This window comes from Rugosimonospora africana (genome assembly GCF_016862975.1).
Lineage (GTDB): Bacteria > Actinomycetota > Actinomycetes > Mycobacteriales > Micromonosporaceae > Rugosimonospora > Rugosimonospora africana.
The window spans coordinates 1-20,930 of record NZ_BONZ01000065.1; the positions used below are offsets into that span (position 1 = coordinate 1).

At 70.0% G+C, this 20,930-nt stretch carries 14 protein-coding genes and 2 pseudogenes; 11 read left to right on the forward strand and 5 right to left on the reverse strand.

What is annotated here, in order from left to right:
* Positions 1-705: pseudogene (locus Raf01_RS31985) on the reverse strand (S8 family serine peptidase); the annotation flags it as partial.
* Between the two features lie 507 nt (positions 706-1,212).
* On the opposite strand from Raf01_RS31985, the gene Raf01_RS31990 reads away from it, so the two are divergent.
* The 4 genes from Raf01_RS31990 to Raf01_RS32005 all read left to right on the forward strand — a co-directional run bounded on the left by Raf01_RS31990 (position 1,213) and on the right by Raf01_RS32005 (position 5,873).
* Positions 1,213-2,871 carry a pectate lyase family protein gene (locus Raf01_RS31990; RefSeq protein ID WP_239134100.1) on the forward strand — a complete coding sequence of 553 codons (1,659 nt, stop codon included), beginning with the start codon at positions 1,213-1,215 and terminating at the stop codon, positions 2,869-2,871.
* Positions 2,872-2,972: 101 nt separating this feature from the next.
* Positions 2,973-3,392: a VOC family protein gene (locus Raf01_RS31995; RefSeq protein ID WP_203921801.1), complete on the forward strand. Its 420-nt coding sequence runs from the start codon at positions 2,973-2,975 to the stop codon at positions 3,390-3,392.
* Positions 3,385-3,954, forward strand: a complete 570-nt coding sequence (locus Raf01_RS32000) for a hypothetical protein (RefSeq protein ID WP_203921802.1) — start codon at positions 3,385-3,387, stop codon at positions 3,952-3,954. The genes Raf01_RS31995 and Raf01_RS32000 overlap by 8 nt, the downstream gene beginning before the upstream one ends.
* A gap of 194 nt (positions 3,955-4,148) precedes the next feature.
* Positions 4,149-5,873: a cytochrome c biogenesis protein DipZ gene (locus Raf01_RS32005; protein WP_203921803.1), complete on the forward strand. Its 1,725-nt coding sequence runs from the start codon at positions 4,149-4,151 to the stop codon at positions 5,871-5,873.
* A 48-nt stretch (positions 5,874-5,921) separates the two neighbouring features.
* Here the strand turns inward: Raf01_RS32005 and Raf01_RS32010 are convergent, their stop codons facing one another.
* From Raf01_RS32010 to Raf01_RS32025, 4 genes are all read right to left on the reverse strand, one after another.
* Positions 5,922-7,109, reverse strand: a complete 1,188-nt coding sequence (locus Raf01_RS32010; protein ID WP_203921804.1) for a S53 family peptidase — start codon at positions 7,107-7,109, stop codon at positions 5,922-5,924.
* Between the two features lie 140 nt (positions 7,110-7,249).
* Positions 7,250-8,131, reverse strand: coding sequence for a DUF6492 family protein (locus tag Raf01_RS32015; RefSeq protein ID WP_203921805.1), 882 nt, complete (start codon positions 8,129-8,131; stop codon positions 7,250-7,252).
* Between the two features lie 590 nt (positions 8,132-8,721).
* Positions 8,722-9,375 carry an MBL fold metallo-hydrolase gene (locus Raf01_RS32020; protein ID WP_203921815.1) on the reverse strand — a complete coding sequence of 218 codons (654 nt, stop codon included), beginning with the start codon at positions 9,373-9,375 and terminating at the stop codon, positions 8,722-8,724.
* A 5-nt stretch (positions 9,376-9,380) separates the two neighbouring features.
* Positions 9,381-10,076: a maleylpyruvate isomerase family mycothiol-dependent enzyme gene (locus tag Raf01_RS32025; RefSeq protein WP_203921806.1), complete on the reverse strand. Its 696-nt coding sequence runs from the start codon at positions 10,074-10,076 to the stop codon at positions 9,381-9,383.
* Positions 10,077-10,279: 203 nt separating this feature from the next.
* On the opposite strand from Raf01_RS32025, the gene rsgA reads away from it, so the two are divergent.
* From rsgA to whiA, 7 genes and pseudogenes are all read left to right on the forward strand, one after another.
* Positions 10,280-11,389, forward strand: a complete 1,110-nt coding sequence (rsgA, locus tag Raf01_RS32030) for a ribosome small subunit-dependent GTPase A (RefSeq protein WP_203921807.1) — start codon at positions 10,280-10,282, stop codon at positions 11,387-11,389.
* A gap of 268 nt (positions 11,390-11,657) precedes the next feature.
* A pseudogene (uvrA, locus tag Raf01_RS32035) lies at positions 11,658-14,612 on the forward strand (excinuclease ABC subunit UvrA); the annotation flags it as partial.
* A 420-nt stretch (positions 14,613-15,032) separates the two neighbouring features.
* Positions 15,033-15,530 (forward strand): Rieske (2Fe-2S) protein, encoded by a 498-nt coding sequence (locus Raf01_RS32040; protein ID WP_203921809.1) that lies wholly within the window; start codon positions 15,033-15,035, stop codon positions 15,528-15,530.
* 191 nt (positions 15,531-15,721) lie between these two features.
* Positions 15,722-17,857, forward strand: a complete 2,136-nt coding sequence (gene uvrC, locus Raf01_RS32045; RefSeq protein ID WP_203921810.1) for an excinuclease ABC subunit UvrC — start codon at positions 15,722-15,724, stop codon at positions 17,855-17,857.
* A gap of 63 nt (positions 17,858-17,920) precedes the next feature.
* The gene (gene rapZ / locus Raf01_RS32050) at positions 17,921-18,805 is read left to right on the forward strand and encodes an RNase adapter RapZ (protein WP_239134101.1); all 885 of its coding nucleotides are present in this window, start codon (positions 17,921-17,923) and stop codon (positions 18,803-18,805) included.
* Positions 18,806-18,884: 79 nt separating this feature from the next.
* Positions 18,885-19,811 (forward strand): gluconeogenesis factor YvcK family protein, encoded by a 927-nt coding sequence (locus Raf01_RS32055; RefSeq protein WP_203921812.1) that lies wholly within the window; start codon positions 18,885-18,887, stop codon positions 19,809-19,811.
* Between the two features lie 31 nt (positions 19,812-19,842).
* Positions 19,843-20,823, forward strand: coding sequence for a DNA-binding protein WhiA (gene whiA / locus Raf01_RS32060; protein ID WP_203921813.1), 981 nt, complete (start codon positions 19,843-19,845; stop codon positions 20,821-20,823).
* The last annotated feature ends 107 nt before the right edge of the window (positions 20,824-20,930 follow it).

Consider the following 20,930-nt stretch of genomic DNA (forward strand, 5'->3'; position numbering starts at 1 on the left):
GGCCGCCGGCGCACCGATCTGTTCGTCGCTCACGTCGTCGGCGACCCTGTGCCGCCCGTCCAGCCAGATGTGATCGATGCCGGCCGCGATCCGTGGCCGGAGGGTGCCCGCCCCGGTCACCAGCGACGGCCACACCGCCGCAGCGGTCGTCTTCGGAGCCAGCATCGCGGCGCCGTCGATGGCGGGCAGGCCGCGGGTGACCCGGGCGCCGTGCGCGGTCAGCGCCTGGGGGTGCGCGGTGCCCGGGTGGTACCCGACGATCAGCGGTACGGTGTCGCTGGCCTCGTCGCCGTACCCGGAGCGCATCAACCCGGTGACATCGAACAGCCGCCGGTCCACCTGCCCCGACCGCACCAGCCGCGCCGCGTCGGCGGGCACCACGTACAGGTCCGACCCGAGGTGGTACGTGGAGAACGCGAGGTGCTCGCGGCCCTTGGCCGGGCTGATGGCGGTGACGCTCGACCCGGCCGCCGCCACGGTCACCCGGTCACCGGTCACCAGCGTGACGGTGGTCGGCTGCCTGCCCGCTTTCGCCGTCGTCGCTTTCGCCGTTGTTGCCTTCGCCTTCACCGCGGCCGCATCGCCGGCACCCGCCTTCGCGGCACTGTTCGCCGGATTCCCGGGCGCGGCCCAGACCGGTTGGCCGAGGCCGGCCAGGAGACCGGCCGAGACAAGCGCTATCGCGATCCTTCGCTTTCGAGTCAACGCGTTCCTCCCGTGGCCGTCGATAACGAACGCCGGCCATCGACATCTAGATATGGACATACTTACACCAATCGGCGTGGCGTCGCCCGCCGTGCTGAAGCGACCCACGCACCTTTGACGCGATCCGGTCGGCAAAAGTTGGTCGGGATCTCGCGGGAGTTCGGTCCGTCGCGTCTGTCCCGGTGCTCCGCGCACTCGCGCACTCGCCTCCCAATGATTGCAACGAACCTGCACACGCGAGGCATTGACTCTGATCGTTGGAGATGGGAGCTTTGCGTTTGGGAATGCGCTTTCCATCAGGAACGACAACCGGTCTGGCAATGGTTCGGATCGTTTCCGGGCGCGCCGCGGCATCCATTGACGGCGTCGATCCACACCGGAGTCAGCCGACCCGTCACACCGCGCCGTACCACCGCCGTATCCGCTCATGCGGCGGCCACCGCGCTGCGCTCCGACGCGCGACCAGGCGCGTACCCGTCCCCACCCCCTCCCTGAAGGAGCACCCCAATGGCACCGACAGCCCGAGACCGGCGGCGCGCACGCGCGTGGCGCTTCGCGGGTCTGGGCGGCCTCGCCACGGCGCTCGTCGCCGGCACGTTCGCGATGGTCGTCCCCAGTGCGTCGGCGGCGACACTGTTCACCGCCGACTTCGAAAACGGAAGCACCAGCGGCTGGTCGAAGTCCGGCGGCACCTGGAGCGTCGTCACCGACGGCTCCCGTGCCCTCGACCAGTCCAACGCCGGCACCGACCGGGCCCGCGAGTTCGCCGGCTCGACCAGTTGGACGAACTACTCGGTGCAGGCCAGTGTCAAGGCCACCTCGTTCGGTAGCGGTGGCGTGGTCGCGCTGGCGGCCCGGGTCAGCAGCGCGACCAAGATGTACCGGCTCGCGCTGACCGGCTCGAACCAGGTCCAGCTGCAGTCGATGGACGGCAGCTCGGTCGCGGTCCTCGCGTCGCGCTCTCAGACGGTGTCCACCAACACCTGGTACACCCTGCGCATCGACACCAACGGCAGCACGATCAGCGGTTACATCAACGGCACCCTCGTCGGCAGCGCGAGCAACACCGCCATCGCCGCTGGGCAGATCGGCCTGTTCACCGGGTACGCGAGCGGACGCTTCGACAACGTGTCGGTCACCGACAGTGGTACCAACCCGCCGCCGACCAGCGCGCCGCCCACGACCCGGCCGCCCACGAGCCCGCCGCCCACCACGCGCCCGCCCACCTCGCCGCCGCCCACCTCGCCTCCGCCGACGAACAGTGCCGGCCTGGTCGGTTGGGCCACCATGAACGGCGGTACGAACGGCGGCGCGGGCGGCAGCACGGTGACCGTGTCGAGCCTGGCGGACCTGACGACGCAGGCCAATTCCACCACGACGGAGACCATCCGGGTCAGCGGCAACTTCAGCTGCTCCGATGATGTCCGCGTGCAGTCGAACAAGACCATCCTCGGCGTGGGTTCCGGCTCAGGGCTGACCGGATGCGGCCTGAACATGCGCGGCGTCCACAACGTGATCGTGCGCAACCTGAGGATCTCCAAGGTGCTCGCCAGCAACGGCAACGGCGACGCGATCCACATCGACAGTTCGACCAACCTGTGGTTGGACCACAACGACCTGTCCAGCGACACGAGCCACGACGAGGACTACTACGACGGCCTGCTGGACATCACGCACGGCGCCGACTACATCACCGTGTCGTGGAACATCCTGCACGACCACATCAAGTGCTCGCTCGTCGGACACAGTGACAGCAACGCGTCCGAGGACACCGGGCACCTGCGGGTCACGTACCACCACAACGAATTCAGCAACTGCGCCGAGCGCAACCCGCGGGTCCGCTTCGGCAACCCGGTACACGTGTTCAACAACTACTACGTGCAGACCACCTCGTTCGAGTACAGCTACGGGGTAGCCAGCACGGAGAACGCCGGTGTCCTGGTGGAGAGCAACTACTTCGAGAACATCAGCGACCCGACGCACCTCGGCGAGGGGGACTCGTCGGCGGGGAGCATCGTGGCCCGGAACAACTACGAGGTGAACTCGGGACCGATCCTCACCGGTGGTTCGGTGGCGAGCATCCCGTACTCGTACAGTGTCGATTCGGCCGCCTCGGTCAAGTCCATCGTGACGGCCGGCGCCGGTACCGGAAAGATCAGCACCTGAGCGACGGATTCTGGTACGGCGGCGCCCGGTGCGCCGCCGTACCGTCTCGGGACCCTGCGCCCCAGGCTGCGGGATGGCGGCGATCCCCCTACCATGCGTCCATGCGCCTGTATCGCATGATCGTACCGGTCCGGGACATCAACCTCGCCGCACAGTTCTACGGTGCCCTACTCGGCCAGTCCGGCGAGCGAGTCTCCAGCGGGCGGCACTACTTCGACTGCGGCGGCACGCTGCTCGCGTGCTGGGATCCGATCGCCGACGGCGACCCCGAGTGGACGGGGCCGAATACCGGGCACATCTACCTGTCCACGACCGAGCCGCTGGAAGACGTCCAGCTGCGCGCGGCGGCGGCGTCCGCCACGCCCGATCCGTTGGATGGCGAGATCCGGGTGCAGCCGTGGGGAGAGCGTTCCTTCTACGCGAGCGACCCGTGGGGCAATCCGTTCTGCGTCGTGCAGGCCGGTACCGAGTACCGGGGTGGCGCGTTCACGCCGGGAGCGCCCGGGAGTGCCGGTGAGTAGCCCGGGGTCGCCGGACAACGTTTCCCCGAACGTGGACTCCGACCGGGTACGCATCCGGGTGGGCCGCGTGCCGTGGTTCTCGGCGATGGCGTACCTGTTCGGAGGGCTGGCCGTGGTGGTGAACGTGGCCGTCCCGCTTCTCCTGGCCGGGCTCACGATCCGTGGGATCGTCGGCTCGGGAGGGTTCGTGTGGCCGCTGGTGATGTTCGTGGTGCTCGCTGGTCCGTGCTACCTGTTCGCCCGCTTCGGCATCGCTCTCGTGAAGTCCGGAAACGGCACGGGCTTCGTGGCCGTCGGGCTCGAGGGGTTCGCCCTCGACGACCGGATGCGGTTGCCGTGGGAGCGGGTGCGGTCGGTGGCCGTGACCGGGCAAGACCGGCGCGCGCGCTTCGTCGTGCTGGCCGAACCGCTGCCGGGGCGGCAGCGGGCCTTTGACAGCGGACGTGGCCACCGGTGGTGTGCGATCCCGGTACGCCGGATGGATGTCACACCGGACGGGCTCCGGTCGCTGCTGATCCGGCAATGTCCGGAAGCGCATCGCGCCAAGCTCGTCGGTGACTGAGACTTCCAGCGCGCCGGCAAGAGAGGACGCGGGCTCGTCTCCCGCGTAATGGGCCTGTAATGACTTGGGTTCCCGGTCTCGTGGCCGCCGCCAGGACCGGGTGCGCATGATGGGCTCATGTTCTCCGCCAGGACCGTCGGCCGACCCTGGCCGGTCCGCGGATCGCACAACACGCGCCGGTGGCGGGCGGTCCGGTGACCACACTCTTACTCATCGGGCTGGTGGGCGGGCTGATCACCGGTATCTCGCCGTGCATCCTTCCGGTACTTCCGGTGATTTTCCTGTCCGGAGGCGCGCAGGCCGCGCGGCCCGGCAGGCAGAACAAGGCACGGCGGCGTGAGCGGGAAAGGCGGGACAGCCGCCGACCCTACCTCGTGGTCGCCGGCCTCACGCTGAGCTTCAGCGCCTTCACGCTCCTCGGGTCGCTGGCGCTGCGCGCGTTGCCGTTGCCGCAGGACATCATCCGCTGGATCGGCCTGGTGATTCTGGTCGTACTCGGCATCGGGATGATGGTTCCCCGGGTTCAGGCCGTGCTGGAGGTGCCGTTCTCGTGGATCCCGCAACGCGGCGTGGACGGGGAGCGTAGCGGGTTCGTGCTCGGGCTTGCCCTCGGCGCGGTCTACGTCCCGTGTGCCGGGCCGGTCCTCGCGGCCATCGCCGTGGCCGGCGCGACCGGGAAGATCGGCGGCGGAACGGTCGTGCTGACCCTGGCCTACGCCGTCGGCAACGCCGTACCGTTGCTGTTCTTCGCCCTGGCCGGGCGCAGGCTCGCGGAGCGCCTGCGAGCCTTCCGGCGCCGCCAGCGTGGTATCCGGATCGCCGCCGGTGGCGTGGTGCTCGCGCTCGCTGTCGCCCTGACCTTCAACGTGACCGATGCCATGCAGCGTGCCATCCCGGACTACACCACGGGCCTGAACACGGCGGCGCACGCCGCCGGAGGCGGGCTGGCGAAGGCGCTCGGCGCGGACGCTGGCTCGAAGATCCTGGCCAACTGCGCGCAGAACACCGGCACGACGGTCCTGGAGGACTGCGGTCAAGCGCCCGCGATCTCGGGCATCGCCCAGTGGCTGAACACCCCGGGGAACGCGCCGATCAGCCTGAGCTCGCTGCGCGGCAAGGTGGTCCTGGTCGACTTCTGGGCCTACTCCTGTATCAACTGCCAGCGCGCCATCACCCACGTCACCGCGTGGTACTCGACGTATCGGGCGGACGGCTTCGAGGTGATCGGTGTGCACACCCCGGAGTACGCGTTCGAGCACGTACCCAGCAATGTGGCGGCCGGAGCCAAGCGGCTCGGCATCACGTACCCGGTCGCGTTGGACAACGACTACGCGACCTGGAACAACTACGACAACGACTCGTGGCCGGCGGACTACCTCATCGACGCGACCGGCCGGGTGCGCAACGTGTCCATCGGTGAGGGTGACTACGACGGTACGGAGACGCTGATCCGTCAGCTGCTGACGGCGGCGGACCCGAGCGCCACGCTGCCGTCGCCGACCAGCGTCGCGGACACCACGCCGACCTCCGCCCAGACGGCGGAGACGTATCTCGGCGCGGATCGGGCGCAGACGTACGCCGGCGACGCGCCACTGGTCGCGGGAACGCGGACGTTCGCCTATCCGCCCTCGGTACCCGAGAACGAGTTCGCCCTGTCCGGTACCTGGACGGTCACCGGCGAGTCCATCACTGCGAAGTCGAACGCGGGCATCACGCTCAACTACCTGGCCGACGACATCTACCTCGACGTGGGCGGTACCGGAACGGTCACCGCCACCGTCGACGGGAAAACCACGACGTACCAGGTCTCCGGAGCGCCGGACATCTACACCGTGCTGGCCCGGACGCGTCAGGAACGCGGAATCCTCAAGCTGACGCTGTCCCCGGGCATCAGTGCCTACTCGTTCACCTTCGGCTGACGTGCTGACGGATCGGGCCGTCGTCCGGCCCGATCCGCCCTGCGGCGCTCAGAAAGCGCCGGTTCCGTTCGGGGTACCCAGACCGGTCGGGCCGTCCCAGCCGGCACGGGCGTTGCACCACTGCGAGGTGGAGCAGGTGCCGTTGCTGCCGGTGGTCACGTCGTTGAGCGATCCGGTGTGGCTGTACGGGTAGCTGTTGGTGTAGCTGGCCGCGTTGCCGGCCAGAGCGATGACGGACGCGATGATGGGGGAGGACACGCTCGTGCCGCCCACCCGGAACCAGCCCGACTGGCCGTTGTACGCGGTGGTGTCGTAGACGGCGACACCGGTGGCCGGGTCGGCGACCGCGGACACGTCGCCGACGGCGTGGCGGCTGCATCCGGTACCGGCACCGGCCTGGCCGGACGGCTGGGCGAAGAACGAGGAGCAGCCGCTGCCGGCACCGTTCCACGCGGTCTCGGTCCGGGTCGTGCCGTTCCAGTTCAGGGTGGTACCGCCGACCGCGGTCACGGCCGGCGCGCTGGCCGGGAAGGAGACCCCGTACCCGTTGTCGCCGGTGCTGGCGGTGATGGCGACGCCCGGGTGGCTGTAGTGCGAGCTGACCCCGAACAGCCAGCTCAGCAGCTCGCTGCCGCCGTAGCTGTTGCTGATGGTCTTCGCGCCCAGCGCGGCGGCCTCGTCGACGGCGGTGGCGAGGTTGGTCAGCGAGGCGCTGGTCGCCTCCACCAGCAGGATGTGGCAGCCGGGGCAGATGGCCGAGGCCATCTCGATGTCGAGCGAGATCTCCAGTGCCCAGCTCGCGTCGACGGCCGGGTAGCTGGTCCCGCCGGTCTGGTTGACCTTCCGGAAGCAACCGCTGGCGCTGGTGCAGGCGGGTAGCCCGTAGTAGCCGCGGTAGGCGTTGAGGTCAGCCTCGGCGGTCGGATCGTCCTGCGCGTCGACGATCGCGATCGTCTGGGTGGCGCTGCCTGACGTGGTCAGGTGGTAGGCCCCGCGCAGGTCCGCCGGGCCGTACCCGGTCGGTGCGGCGGCGGCCATCCTGGCCGTACCCGATGGCGCGACCTCCGTGAGGACTTCGGCGAAGCAGGCGGCGTAGCCGGCGGCCGGCGTCGCGCACACCGGTGAGGCGTGGCGCGATGCGGCCGGCGCGGCGGCCACGGGCGAGCCGGGTAGTGCCAGGGTGGAGAGCGCGGCGATGGCCGCGAGTCCGATTCCGGCCATGCGTCGGTAGCGCATGAGAGTCTCCCTCTGTGTCGAAGGGATCACGACGCGCTGAGCATATGTAAGGAGGGAGATAAATGTAAATGTTGACATCAGTGCCGATTGGGCGCGACAACGGGGCGGTCATTGGCCGAAAGCGCCCGCGTCCGGCAGCCTCAGCCCGACTTGACGATCGCCGCGCAGCGCTCGATGGCGGCCCGGCGGACATCGATCGGCGTGTGCGACTTGGCCGAGATCATCATCGCGACCGCGGCGGGGCTGAGGCGGTCGACGAAGGCGATGGCTTCGTCGTGGTCCATGGGCGTGGTCTGCCAGGTGTTGTGACAGACGGTGGTATCCGCCTCCCGCCGCGACCCGCCCGCGTCGAGGACCTCGTCGACGAAGATCCCGTACAGCATGAACTCCGAGATGTGCAACTGCGCGGTGAACGCGTCGAGCCAGTCCCGCCCGGTCGTGTCCTGGATGCGCTGCCGCATCGCCCGTACCACCGCCGGCTCCCAGAAGTTGAACGACGACACGTAGTCGGGGAGCGGAGGCGGGGGCGCCGGCGGCAGCCCGAACAGCTCCCGGGCAACCCGGTGCCAGATGAGGTGGCGTTCCATGCCGGCGTTGACGCCGTTGTCCTCGCGGTAGATCAGCCGCTGCCCAGCGGCGGTGAACCGCTCGACCCCCACCGGGCGGACGAGCACGATGTCGGAGTCGGCCACGACGACCACGTCGGCGTCGAGCTGTGCCGCCGCGGCAATCTTGATGGCCTGCTGGCTGATCCATCCGCGTACCGGTGGCCACGGCCGCCGTACGTTGACGTAGGAGTCGCCCCGGCCGATGCGCAGGTAGCGGGAGGGCAGCAGCTCGGCGCTGGTCCAGACCCGGCAGCGTGGACCCTCGTACCGCGCGAACAGGGGCTTGTCTTTCTTGGGTACGAACACGTGGTGCACGGTGTCGACCGGGGTGAATTCGAGAACCGAACGGTGCAGGTCGGAGAAGATCTCCGCGTCGCCCCGGAAGCTCGGCGTGATCACGGCCAGTTCGCTCATGGACAGGTGGCTCCCGTTCGTCGTCTGATCGCGCGCTCGCCCGTCGCGTTCACGCCTGTCGCGCGCTCGCCCGTCGAGCACGAGGCAGGTCTCGTTGATATTCGCCCACCCGTCGCGGCCGGTCATCGGTAGATCGGCCCGAGCAGCTATCCGCAACTCGACACGTTCCGGTTCGCCGTTCGACCGGCGTACTCGGGTGTGCGGTCACGGTTTCGTCGACTCGTACCGAATGGATTGGTCCTCCCGTTAGTGGCGCGATGCCGGCCGGTGTGGTGCCGGGTCCACTCGCTCCTGCGGGCGGATCTACGCGGTCCCGGGCGGTACGCCGCCGGCTGTCGCCGCGGATGGCCCGCAGGTCGGGGCTCTGCCCTCGCCGACGGCGCACCTGGTGGCGTTCATCAGGCTGCCGGAGCCGATCGGCGCGCGCCGATCGGCTCACGCGCCGCTCACGGCCTGACGCCGGTGCGGCGCTATGAGTAATCCGTGCTGAAAGGCATCAACAGACGCTCGGCGTAGCTCAGCCATGCCTGCCGGATGACGTTCTCATCGGCGAGGTCTCCGAACTTCTCCGCGAAGCGCCGAAGCTGGTGCTACCAGCCCCGTGAGCGCCACTCCGGCACCGACGGGCGCTCGGCGCCCAGCGTGGTGTCCTTGCCGTGCCCCGGGTATACCCAGGTCTCGTCCGGCAGCCGGTCGAAAAGCTTGTGCTCCACGTCGTCGATCAGCGCGGCGAACCGCTGCGCGTCGCCCTGCGTGTTGCCCACCCCGCCCGGGAACAGCGAGTCCCCGGTGAACAGGTGCGGAGTCCCGGCCGGGTCGCGGTACAGCAACGCGATCGAGCCCGGCGTGTGACCCACCAGGTGGATGACCTCCAGCCCGCACTCGCCGACCGGGATCACCGCGCCCTCCTCGACCGTCTCCGACCGCACCGGAAGCTCACCGGCATCCAGGCGGTGTGCCACCGAGCGTGCCTTCGTCGCCGTCACCACCTCGGACAGCGCCTGCCAGTGGTCGGCGTGCTGGTGCGTGGTGACCACAGTGGACAGTCCGGACTGGCCGATCAGCGAGACCAGGCGCTCCGGCTCGTTTGCCGCGTCGATCAGCGCCTGGTCGCCGGTCTTCGCGCAGCGCAGCAGGTACGCGTTGTTGTCCATCGGACCGACGGAGACCTTGGTGATGACCAGGTCGGCAAGCTCCCGTACCTGCGGTGCGGAGCCCGGTGAAACTTCGCCGGTGTACGGCATGGTCTTCAGATCCAATCCGGAATTGTGGGCAGTGGCCCGAGCGGGTCCACCGTGAGTCCGTCGCCGGTGGAGCGGCCGGCGAGCCAGGCGGCCAGTGCGTATGCCGGGCCGCTGACGGTCGGGTCGCCACCGGTGCCGACGGCGAGTGGATGCCCGAGCGACGCCGGGCGGAGCGTGCACGACACTCCGTCGAGCCCGCCGGCGACCTCATGCAGCAGGCGGTGCGCGAACACCTCCGGCCAGTCGGCCGGCGTGTATCCGGCGCCCAGGTCGACGTGGTGGACCTCGACCTCACGCAGCCGTCGCCAGGGCACCAGCGCGGCCGGCGCGCGACCGCTGCGCTGCTCCAGCTCCACCGACCACGCCTCGGCAGGCAGGGACGAGGCGGCGTCGGCGAACCGGCCGGAGCTGTCGCGCAGGTCCGCGACGAGTTCCGCCAGCGGCCGGCCCGCACCCGCCTCGATGTCCGCCTCCCGGGCCTCGGGGCTGGGGTACATCGGCGTGACGACGCCGGTGCGCGCCCAGGTGAGCAGGTTGACCATGCCGTCGGCGTTGCGCGCGAGGTGGGTCAGCAGGTGACCGCGGGACCAGCCGGGCAGCAGCGACGGCGTCGCCGGATCGCCGAGGTCGCCGGCCGTGGCGATCACCCGCTGGGTCGCCCGGTCGATGTCGGCGACGAGTGCGAGCGGATCGGCGGTCACGCCATCGACCGTACCGTTAATGCCTTTCCCTTGCGCCAGTGACCGCCGTACCGTCATTGCCGATGCCCGCCGGACACGGCGGGGTAGAGCCGGCGATCCTCTGGCGACCAGGGTGGTCGCGAGGCCAGCGAGAGGAGGTGGGATCCATGCCCCGATGTCGCGCGCTGCCCACCTCAGTTTCGTTCTACGCAGAGTAGGAACTCATGACGTTCGACCTCGCGTCCCTCGGCTGGGACGCCGATTTCGCGTACGCGTACGCCGACGTGGTCCGCGGGTCCGCTCTTCCACAGCAGCGGCCGGCCCGGGTTGCCCGGGTGGACCGTGGGGTGTGCACCGTCTTCAGTGCCGCGGGCACCGATCGGGCCAGCCTCGGTGGCGGCCTGCTCGCCCGGTGTGGCCGGGATTCCTCGGCGTTGCCGTGTGCCGGTGACTGGGTGGTGGTGCGGACCTGGCCGGACCAGCGCACCACGATCGAGGCGGTGCTGCCGCGGCGTACCCGGATTCTGCGCGCCACCGCCGGCCGTGAGTCGAAGGGCCAGGTGCTGGCCGCGAACCTCGACGTGGCCGCGGTCGTCGAGCCGATGGCGCCGGCACCGGACCTGGCCCAGATCGAGCGGCTGCTGGCCCTCGCCATCGCCTCCGGCGCGGAGCCGCTGGTGATACTCACCAAGGCCGATCTGGTGACCCGTCCGGGCCCGGTCGCGCGCCAGATCGCCGGGCTGACCGGCGGGGTGGATGTCGTCACGGTGAGCGCTCGGCGCGGTACCGGACTGGACAGGCTGCGCCCGCTGGTGACCGCCGGCCGTACCCTCGGCCTGCTCGGACCGTCCGGTTCCGGCAAGTCGACCATGGTCAATGCGCTCGCCGGGGCTTCCGTGATGGCCACCCGGGAGATCCGCCGGGCGGACGGGCGCGGGCGACACACGACGACGTACCGGGCGCTGATCCCGCTGCCCGGCGGCGGCGCGATCCTGGACACTCCGGGAGTGCGGGCGGTAGGCATGTTCGCCGACCCGGACCAGTCGTCCGAGACCGGGCTCGACCAGGTGTTCTCGGAGATCGACCGGCTCGCCGCCGGCTGTCGGTTCGCCGACTGCGGTCACGACCGGGAGCCGGACTGCGCGGTGCGCGAGGCGTTGGCCACGGGAGAGCTTTCCGCGCGTCGATTGGACAGCTGGCGGCGGCTGCACCGGGAGCTGGACCGGGAGGCGCGACGGCGCGATCTCCGGCTGGCGACCGAGGCCAGAGCCCTGTGGAAGCGGCGCGACCAGGAGCGGCGTGTGACCCGCCGGGTCGGGCACCTGCGCGGGTGAGGCGTGGTATGTTCGTCGCCGAACAGCTGTTCGAGCGAGGGCGAAGCCGGGCGCGGTGATCCGCGAACGGGCGCGAGCCGATCCGACCCGTGGGCCGACGGTCAGTCGTCGCGCGAGCAGCGGTCTGGGTACCGGAATAGAAGCCGGTACGGGGGGTGTTGGTTCCTGCTGTCGTGGGTCGACGGAAATTGTCATACGGCGCAGCTATGGTGACGGCGGCATCCTCGTGCCATGACATAACCGGACAATTCACTGGAGTGGGCGGGCCGTGGCCGACCGACTGATCATCCGTGGTGCGCGGGAACACAACCTGCGCGACGTGAACCTCGACCTTCCCCGCGACGCGATGATCGTGTTCACCGGCCTGTCCGGCTCCGGTAAATCCAGCCTCGCCTTCGACACGATCTTCGCCGAGGGCCAGCGCAGGTACGTCGAGTCGCTCTCGTCATACGCGCGGCAGTTCCTCGGCCAGATGGACAAGCCCGACGTGGACTTCATCGAGGGCCTGTCCCCGGCGGTCTCGATCGACCAGAAGTCGACCTCGCGCAACCCGCGGTCGACTGTGGGCACGATCACCGAGGTCTACGACTACCTGCGACTGCTGTTCGCGAGGGTCGGCCAGCCGCACTGCCCGATCTGCGGTGAGCTGATCTCCCGGCAGACCCCCCAGCAGATCGTCGACCGAGTGCTGATCATGGAGGAGGGCACCCGGTTCCAGGTGCTCGCCCCGGTCGTACGCGGTCGCAAGGGGGAATACCTCGAGCTGTTCGGCGAGCTGCAGTCCAAGGGATACGCGCGGGCCCGCATCGACGGCGTGGTCCACCCGCTGACCGAGCCGCCGAAGCTCAAGAAGCAGGAAAAGCACACCATCGAGGTGGTGGTCGACCGGCTGACCGTCAAGGCCAGTTCCAAGCAGCGGCTCACCGATTCGATCGAGTCCGCGCTCGCGCTGGCCGGCGGGATCGTCGTGCTCGACTTCGTCGACCTGCCCGAAGACGATCCGCACCGGGAGCGCCGCTACTCGGAGCACCTGGCCTGCCCCAACGACCATCCGCTGGCGATCGAGGACCTGGAGCCGCGGGCATTCTCCTTCAACGCGCCCTACGGCGCCTGTCCGGACTGCACGGGTCTGGGCACCAAGAAGGAGGTCGACCCGGAGCTGATCATTCCGGATCCGGAGCGGTCGCTGCGCGAGGGCGCCATCCAGCCCTGGTCCGGCGGGCACACGCTGGACTACTTCCTGCGACTGCTGGAGGCGCTGGGTAAGGAGGAGGGCTTCAGCCTCGACACGCCGTGGCGGGCGCTGTCCAACCGTGCCCAGAAGACGATCCTGTACGGCGCCGAGGACCAGATCCACGTCCGGTACCGCAACAAGTACGGCCGGGAGCGCTCGTACTACACCGGCTTCGAGGGCGTGATGCAGTGGATCGAGCGCCGGCACGCGGATACCGAGTCGGAGTGGTCGCGCGACAAGTACGAGGGCTACATGCGCGACGTGCCGTGCCCGACCTGCGGCGGCACCCGGCTCAAGCCGGAGATCCTGGCGGTCACCATCGACGGGCGCAACATCGCTGAGGTCTGCGCGCTGTCGATCGGTGAGTGCGCGGAGATCCTCGAGAGCCTGGAGCTGACCGACCGGCAGAAGCTGATCGCCGAGCGGGTCCTCAAGGAGATCAACGCCCGGCTGCACTTCATGCTCGACGTGGGTCTCGACTACCTGTCGCTGGACCGCGCGGCCGGCACACTGTCCGGCGGCGAGGCACAGCGCATCCGGCTGGCCACCCAGATCGGCTCCGGGCTGGTCGGCGTCCTGTACGTCCTGGACGAACCGTCCATCGGCCTGCACCAGCGCGACAACCACCGGTTGATCGAGACGCTGGTCCGGCTGAAGAACCTGGGCAACACGCTGATCGTGGTCGAGCACGACGAGGACACCATCCGCACCGCGGACTGGGTGGTCGACATCGGGCCGGGCGCCGGCGAGCATGGTGGCCACATCGTGCACGCCGGCACGCTGGACGAGTTGCTGACCAACGAGCGCTCGGTCACCGGCGCCTACCTGTCCGGCCGCCGGTTCATAACGACCCCGGAGGTGCGACGCCCGCAGACCCCGGACCGGCAGCTGGTGGTGCACGGCGCCCGCGAGCACAACCTGCACAACCTGACCGTGACGTTCCCGCTCGGGCAGCTGATCGCGGTCACCGGCGTCTCCGGGTCGGGCAAGTCGACCCTGGTCAACGACATCCTGTACGCGGTGCTGGCCAACCAGATCAACGGCGCCAAGCTCGTACCGGGCCGGCACACCCGGATCACCGGCATGCACCACGTCGACAAGGTGGTCGGTGTCGACCAGTCGCCGATCGGGCGCACGCCGCGCTCCAACCCGGCGACCTACACCGGCGTGTTCGACCACATCCGCCGGCTGTTCGCGGAGACGACCGAGGCGAAGGTACGCGGGTACGGGCCGGGACGGTTCTCGTTCAACGTCAAGGGCGGCCGGTGTGAGGAGTGCGCGGGCGACGGCACCAAGAAGATCGAGATGAACTTCCTGCCCGACGTGTACGTGCCGTGCGACGAGTGCAAGGGGGCCCGGTACAACCGGGAGACCCTGGAGGTGCACTACAAGGGCCGGACGATCTCCGAGGTGCTGGACATGCCGATCGAGGAGGCCAGCGGCTTCTTCGAGGCGATCCCGGCGATCCACCGGCACCTCAAGACGCTGGTCGACGTCGGCCTCGGGTATGTGCGGCTGGGACAGCCGGCGCCGACTCTGTCCGGTGGTGAGGCACAGCGGGTCAAGCTGGCCAGCGAGCTGCAGAAGCGCTCGACCGGGCGCACGGTCTACGTGCTGGACGAACCGACCACCGGCCTGCACTTCGAGGACATCCGTAAGCTGCTCATGGTGCTGGAGGGCCTGGTCGACAAGGGCAACACGGTGATCGTGATCGAGCACAACCTCGACGTGATCAAGACTGCCGACTGGTTGATCGACATGGGTCCGGAGGGTGGCTACAAGGGCGGCACGGTGGTCGCCGTCGGCAGCCCGGAGGAGTTGGCCGACACGCCGGAGAGCCATACCGGCCAGTACCTGCGCCACGTGCTGGGCCTGTCCGGCAAGGCGCGCGGGTCCGACGAGGCGCTGGAGCGGGCGCGGCGGGCCAACGGCGGCTCGGCCAAGATCGCCCCGAAGACCGCGCCGGCCCGTGCCACGGCCGTGAAGAGCCCGCCGGCCAAGGCCGAGCCCACCCGTCCCGCGGCGGCCAAGACCGCGCCGGCCAAGACGACGCCAGCCAAGACCGCGCAGGCGAAGACGGCGGCGGCCAAGACCACGCCGGCCAAGACGGCGGCGGCGAAGACCACGGCAGCCAAGACCACGACGGCCCGGACCAGGTCCGCGAACGGCGCGGCGGGCAATGGCGCTGCCGACGGCACGGCCGGCACCGCCAGGGGTGCTGCCGCGAAGACTGCCCAAGCCAAGGGCGGACAGGCCACGTCCAAGGCAGCCACCCAGCGGAAGGCCGCGGCCCGGCGATCGTGATCTTCGCCTCATGAAGACCGCCTACTTCGCCATCTAGCTGAACCGACTGGGGCAAACTGACGTGTCAGTCAACGGCAGAACGTTGGCGCGTCAGCAGGAGAAGCAATGGATAACAGGGAGACTACGGATCTTCCGCGCCGGAAGGTCGTACTGGCCGGCATCGGCGCCGCCGGCGTCGTCGCCGCGCTGGCCGCGTGCGGAAGCTCCGGCGGTTCAACGAATGGTTCGGCCCCGGCAGACAACTCCAACGGCACCGACTCGTCGGGCGGGGACAGCGGATCGCCCGACGGTGGCGACACCTCGGGTGGCGGCGGATCGGCCGCGCCCATCAAGATCGCCGACGTCCCAGCCGGCGGCGGGGCCGTCTTCGCCGAGCAGAATGTGGTCGTCACCCAGCCGACGGCCGGCACCTTCAAGGCGTTCAGCGCTACCTGCACCCACCAGGGCTGCCAGGTCAACAGGGTGCAGAACGGGACGATCGACTGCCCGTGTCATGGCAGCCAGTACTCGATCACCGACGGCTCGGTGAAGACCGGCCCGGCCCCGAGGCCGCTGGCAGGCAAGACGGTCACTGTGAACGGCGACACCCTGACCATCAGCTGATCACCCGGTCGATCCCGCGCGGGTCGGACCGGAACTCCGACGGTCCGCCCCGCGCGCCGGTCCTTCCGGGCCGGTCCGGCTCGGCCCGTCTCGACCCGTGCGGCGACCCGGACCAGGCGCGATCCCCCCAATGCGGCAGGCCACGCCATGCTTCGGGCGGTACCGTCAGACCCGCCGACTAGGCTTGCTGCGTGCCCGATCCGACCACCTATCGCCCTGCTCCCGGGACCATCCCAGACGCGCCGGGGGTTTACCGGTTCTACGACCCGACCGGTCGGGTGATCTATGTCGGCAAGGCCAAGAGCCTGCGCAGTCGGCTCAACTCCTACTTCGCCGATCCCTGGACGCTGCATCCCCGCACCCAGCAAATGGTCACCACGGCGGCCCGGGTCGACTGGATCGTGGTGAGCACCGAGGTCGAGGCGCTCCAGCAGGAATACACCTGGATCAAGGAGTTCGATCCCCGGTTCAACGTCAAATACCGGGACGACAAGTCATACCCGTTCCTGGCCGTGACTCTCAACGAGGAGTTCCCGCGCCTCCAGGTGATGCGCGGCGCCAAGCGCAAGGGCGTGCGCTACTTCGGGCCATATTCGCACGCCTGGGCCATCCGGGAGACACTCGACCTGTTGCTGCGGGTGTTCCCGGCACGCACCTGCTCCGCCGGGGTGTTCAAGCGGTCCGGGCAGATTGGCCGACCGTGCCTGCTCGGATACATCGGCAAGTGTTCGGCGCCGTGCGTCGGCCGGGTCGACGCCGAGGAGCACCGGCAGATCGTCGACGAGTTCTGTGACTTCATGGCCGGGCGCACCGACGTCATGGAGCGCCGGCTCCAGCGGGAGATGCAGGCGGCGTCCGACGCGCTGGAGTTCGAGAAGGCGGCCCGGCTGCGCGACGACCTGACCGCCCTGCGGCGTGCGATGGAGAAGCAGGCGGTCGTGCTCGGCGACGGCACCGACGCCGATGTGGTGGCGTTCGCGGAAGATCCGCTGGAGGCCGCGGTGCAGGTCTTCCACGTGCGCGGCGGGCGGGTTCGCGGGCAGCGCGGCTGGGTGGTCGAGAAGACCGAGGAGTTGGACACCGGCGACCTGGTGCACCACTTCTGCAGCCAGGTCTACGGCGACGAGACCGGCGAGGCGGACGTTCCCCGCGAGCTTCTGGTGCCGGCGCTGCCGGTCGACACGGACGCGCTGACCGAGTGGCTGTCCGAGCACCGGGGCAGCCGGGTGCAGATCCGCGTTCCGCAGCGCGGCGACAAGCGGACGCTGATGGAGACGGTGGCGCGCAACGCCTCCCAGGCACTGACCCAGCACAAGCTGCGCCGGGCCAGCGATCTCACGTCCCGCAGCAAGGCGCTGGAAGAGGTCGCCGAGGCGCTGGGCATGGATCAGGCGCCGTTGCGCGTCGAGTGCTACGACGTGTCCCAGATCCAGGGGACCGACGTGGTCGCCAGCATGGTCGTCTTCGAGGACGGGCTGGCCCGCAAGAGCGAATACCGGCGCTTTATCGTGCGCGGCGCGAATGACGACCTGTCCGCGATGTCCGAGGTCCTGCGTCGCCGGTTCGCGCGGTACGTAGAGACCGTGACGACGGGCGACGGCGACGGCGACCCGGACCGCCCGGGGATCGACCCGGAGACGGGCCGGCCGCGCAAGTTCGCCTACCCACCCCAACTGCTCGTGGTCGACGGCGGGGCGCCGCAGGTCAACGCGGCCGCCGAGGTGCTGGCCGAGTTCGGCATCACCGACATCACGCTCTGTGGTCTGGCCAAGCGACTGGAGGAGGTGTGGCTGCCCGGTGAGGACTTCCCGGTGATCCTGCCGCGTACCTCCGAGGGTCTCTATCTCCTGCAGCGGGTCCGGGATGAGGCGCACCGCTTCGCGATCACCTTCCACCGCGAGCGGCGGTCCAAGCGCATGACCGCCTCGCGGCTCGACTCGATCCCGGGTCTGGGCGCCACCCGGCGCAAGGCGCTGCTCACCCGGTTCGGCTCGTTGAAGCGGCTGGCCGCGGCGAGCCCGGAGGAGATCGCCAGCGTGTCCGGCATCGGCCCGCGCACCGCGGCCGCGATCGTGGCCGCCCTCAGCGGCGATGGACCGCCGCCCCAGGCCGCGGCCGACGCAGCCGTCGATGGGGGCCGGGTCGGCGAAGGCCCGGAGGATGCGCCGGCCGGTGGGGACGCCGTGGCCGACCCGGCCGGATCCGGTGCCGAGGAGGAGATCGTCGACGCCCCGAGCGCCGGAGCCGAGATCGTCGATGCCCTGCCGGCAGGCGGCTCGGGGGGTGCCGAGCAGGGGCTTCGGCGTCCAGATGAGCAGATCACTTAGGATTTGGAGCGCCAACGCCGTCACGACTGACCCGTGCTCGGCGCGCCGCGCGAGGGGGGAAGCGTGATCGAGGAGGAGCAGCCGCGCTCCGACACCGACCTGGTGATTGTCACCGGCGTCTCCGGCGGGGGCCGCAGCACCGTGGCCCGCGCTCTGGAAAACGTCGGCTACTACGTGGTCGACAACCTGCCGCAGGCGCTGATGCTCGACATGGCCGAGCTCGCCCACCGGGCCGGCGGCACCGCGCGGCACACCGCGATGGTCCTCGACGTACGCAGCCGGGCCTTCTCCACCGACCTCGGTGGCGCGGTCCAGGCACTCAAGGAGCGGGGCTACACCCCGCGAGTGGTGTTCGTGGACGCCGACGACGAGGTGCTGATCCGGCGCTTCGAAAACGTCCGGCGCTCGCATCCGCTGCAGGGTGACGGCCGGCTGGCGGAAGGCATCGCCGCCGAGCGGGAGCTGCTGCGAGAGGCACGCGAGGCGGCGGACGTGCTCATCGACACCAGCCACCTGAATGTGAACCAACTGCGCAGCCGGGTGGAGGAGCTGTTCGGCGGCGAGGACGCCCGGCGGCTGCGGGTCACCGTGCTGTCCTTCGGGTTCAAGTACGGTCTGCCCCCCGACGCCGACTTCGTGCTCGACGCCCGGTTCCTGCCCAACCCGTACTGGGTTCCGGAACTGCGCGACCATACCGGGCAGGAGCCGGACGTCAGCCGGTACGTGCTGGGTCAGCGTGGTGCGGTCACGTTCGTCGAGACGTACGCGCGGTTGATCAACGCGACCGCTCCGGGCTTCGAGCGGGAAGGCAAGCGGTACCTGGCCGTCGCGGTCGGCTGTACCGGGGGCAAGCACCGCAGCGTGGCGATCGCCGAGGAGTTGGCGCGCCGGCTGCGTGAACTGCGAGTGGTGGCGAACGCACAGCACCGGGATCTAGGTCGCGAATGAGTTCAGCCGCTACACCGCACATCCCGACAACCAATACCGCGACACCGGACAGGCGCCCGGCGCCGGGAGGTGGACGCCGATGAGAGTGGTGGCGTTCGGCGGCGGGCATGGCCTGTCCGTCTCACTACGTGCACTGCGTCAGGTATCCGACCTGGACATCACCGCCGTGGTCACGGTCGGTGACGACGGTGGCTCCAGTGGGCGGCTCCGCGCCGACCGGGGCGTGCTGCCGCCGGGCGACCTGCGCCAAGCCCTGGCCGCCCTGGCCGGTTCCGATCCGCTGTCCTTCCAGACCGCGGAGCTGTTCCAGTACCGGTTCGACGGCGTCGACCCGCTGGCCGGGCACGCGGTCGGGAATCTGGTGCTGTGCGGGCTGATGGAGATGTACGGCGACGCCGTCGCCGCGCTCGATCACGCCGGGGCGATGCTGCGCGCGGCCGGTCGCGTACTGCCCATGTCGCGGGTGCCGGTGGAGATCGAAGCCGATGTGCGGGACGCGACCGGTGAGGTGGGGACGGTACGTGGACAGCACGAAGTGGCGATTACTCCGGGTCACGTCGAGGTGGTCAGGATCCTGCCCGAGTCGCCGCCGGCCTGTACCGAGGCGGTACGCGCGGTGGCGGCGGCGGACTGGCTGATCTTCGGCCCGGGATCCTGGTACACGTCGGTGATCCCGCACCTGCTCGTACCCGAGTTGGCCGCCGCGATCCTGGCCAGCCCGGCCCGCCGGCTCGTCACGCTCAACCTCGCCGCGGAGAAGGAGACCGCAAGCCTGCCGGTGCCCGACCATCTGCACGCGTTGACCCGTTACCTGCCGGGCCTGACCGCAGATGTAGTTCTTGCGGATGGGAAAGCCGTAGGTGACCCCGAACCGGTGCATCGTGCGGCAGAATCGCTGGGTGCGCGCCTTGTCCTGGCTCCGGTAGCGGTTGACTCCGGATGCCCGAGACATGATCCGTCCGCGCTCGCGGTGGCCCTGTCACCGGTGTTGGGCACCGCAAGATGAACATGTGGGGTGGGCGTGAGGTGACCAGACGATGGCAATGACGGCTGCGGTCAAAGACGAACTCAGCCGGGTGGACGTACCCAAGCCGTGCTGCCGGCGGGCTGAGATGGCCGCCCTGCTTCGGTTCGCGGGTGGGTTGCACATCGTCTCCGGCCGGGTGGTGGTCGAGGCGGAGCTGGACACCGGGGCGGTCGCCCGCCGGCTGCGCCGGGAGATCGCCGAGGTCTACGGGTACCCGAGCGAGATTCACGTGCTGGCCTCGGGCGGGCTGCGCAAGGGCAGCCACTACATCGTCCGGGTGGTCAAGGACGGCGAGGCGCTGGCCCGCCAGACCGGGCTGCTGGACGTGCGCGGCCGTCCGGTGCGGGGCCTGCCCCCGCACGTCGTGTCGGCCAGCGTCTGTTGTGCGGCGGCGGCATGGCGTGGTGCGTTCATGGCGCACGGATCGCTGACCGAACCCGGCCGCTCCTGCGCCCTGGAGATCACCTGTCCCGGCCCGGAGTCGGCGCTGGCCCTGGTCGGCGCGGCCCGCCGTCTCGCCATCGCGGCGAAGCCCCGCGAGGTGCGCGGGGTCGACCGGGTGGTGGTCAAGGACGGCGACGCGATCGCCCAGATGCTCACCCGCATGGGCGCGCACGCCAGCGTGCTGGCCTGGGAGGAGCGCCGAGTGCGGCGCGAGGTACGGGCGACGGCAAACCGGCTGGCCAACTTCGACGACGCCAACCTGCGCCGTTCCGCCCGTGCGGCGGTCGCCGCGGCGGCCCGGGTCACCCGGGCGCTGGAGATCCTGGCCGACGACGCACCCAACCACCTGACCAGCGCCGGCCAGCTGCGGTTGGAGCACCGCCAGGCATCGCTGGAGGAGTTGGGGGCGCTCGCGGATCCGCCGCTGACCAAGGACGCGATCGCCGGACGGATCCGGCGGCTGCTGGCCCTGGCCGACAAGCGGGCCAGGGACCTGGGCGTGCCGGACACCGAGGCCGCAGTCACCCCGGAGATGCTGGCCAGCTGATCCGGCCCCGGCTCTGGCTCTGGTTCCGGCCCGGCTCGGGCCCCGGCTCCGCTTCTGGTTCCGATCCGCCTCCGGCCCCCGGCTTTGGTTGCCCGGCTCGGCTCGGG

What these genes read in the sequence shown, in the direction of transcription:
- rsgA (WP_203921807.1), top strand. Translation starts at nt 10,280, where the DNA reads ATGACGTTCGACCTCGCGTCCCTCGGCTGGGACGCCGATTTCGCGTAC.
- whiA (WP_203921813.1), top strand. Translation starts at nt 19,843, where the DNA reads ATGGCAATGACGGCTGCGGTCAAAGACGAACTCAGCCGGGTGGACGTA.
- Raf01_RS32020 (WP_203921815.1), bottom strand. Translation starts at nt 9,375, where the DNA reads ATGCCGTACACCGGCGAAGTTTCACCGGGCTCCGCACCGCAGGTACGG.
- Raf01_RS32015 (WP_203921805.1), bottom strand. Translation starts at nt 8,131, where the DNA reads ATGAGCGAACTGGCCGTGATCACGCCGAGCTTCCGGGGCGACGCGGAG.
- Raf01_RS31995 (WP_203921801.1), top strand. Translation starts at nt 2,973, where the DNA reads ATGCGCCTGTATCGCATGATCGTACCGGTCCGGGACATCAACCTCGCC.
- Raf01_RS32010 (WP_203921804.1), bottom strand. Translation starts at nt 7,109, where the DNA reads ATGCGCTACCGACGCATGGCCGGAATCGGACTCGCGGCCATCGCCGCG.
- Raf01_RS31990 (WP_239134100.1), top strand. Translation starts at nt 1,213, where the DNA reads ATGGCACCGACAGCCCGAGACCGGCGGCGCGCACGCGCGTGGCGCTTC.
- Raf01_RS32055 (WP_203921812.1), top strand. Translation starts at nt 18,885, where the DNA reads ATGAGAGTGGTGGCGTTCGGCGGCGGGCATGGCCTGTCCGTCTCACTA.
- Raf01_RS32040 (WP_203921809.1), top strand. Translation starts at nt 15,033, where the DNA reads ATGGATAACAGGGAGACTACGGATCTTCCGCGCCGGAAGGTCGTACTG.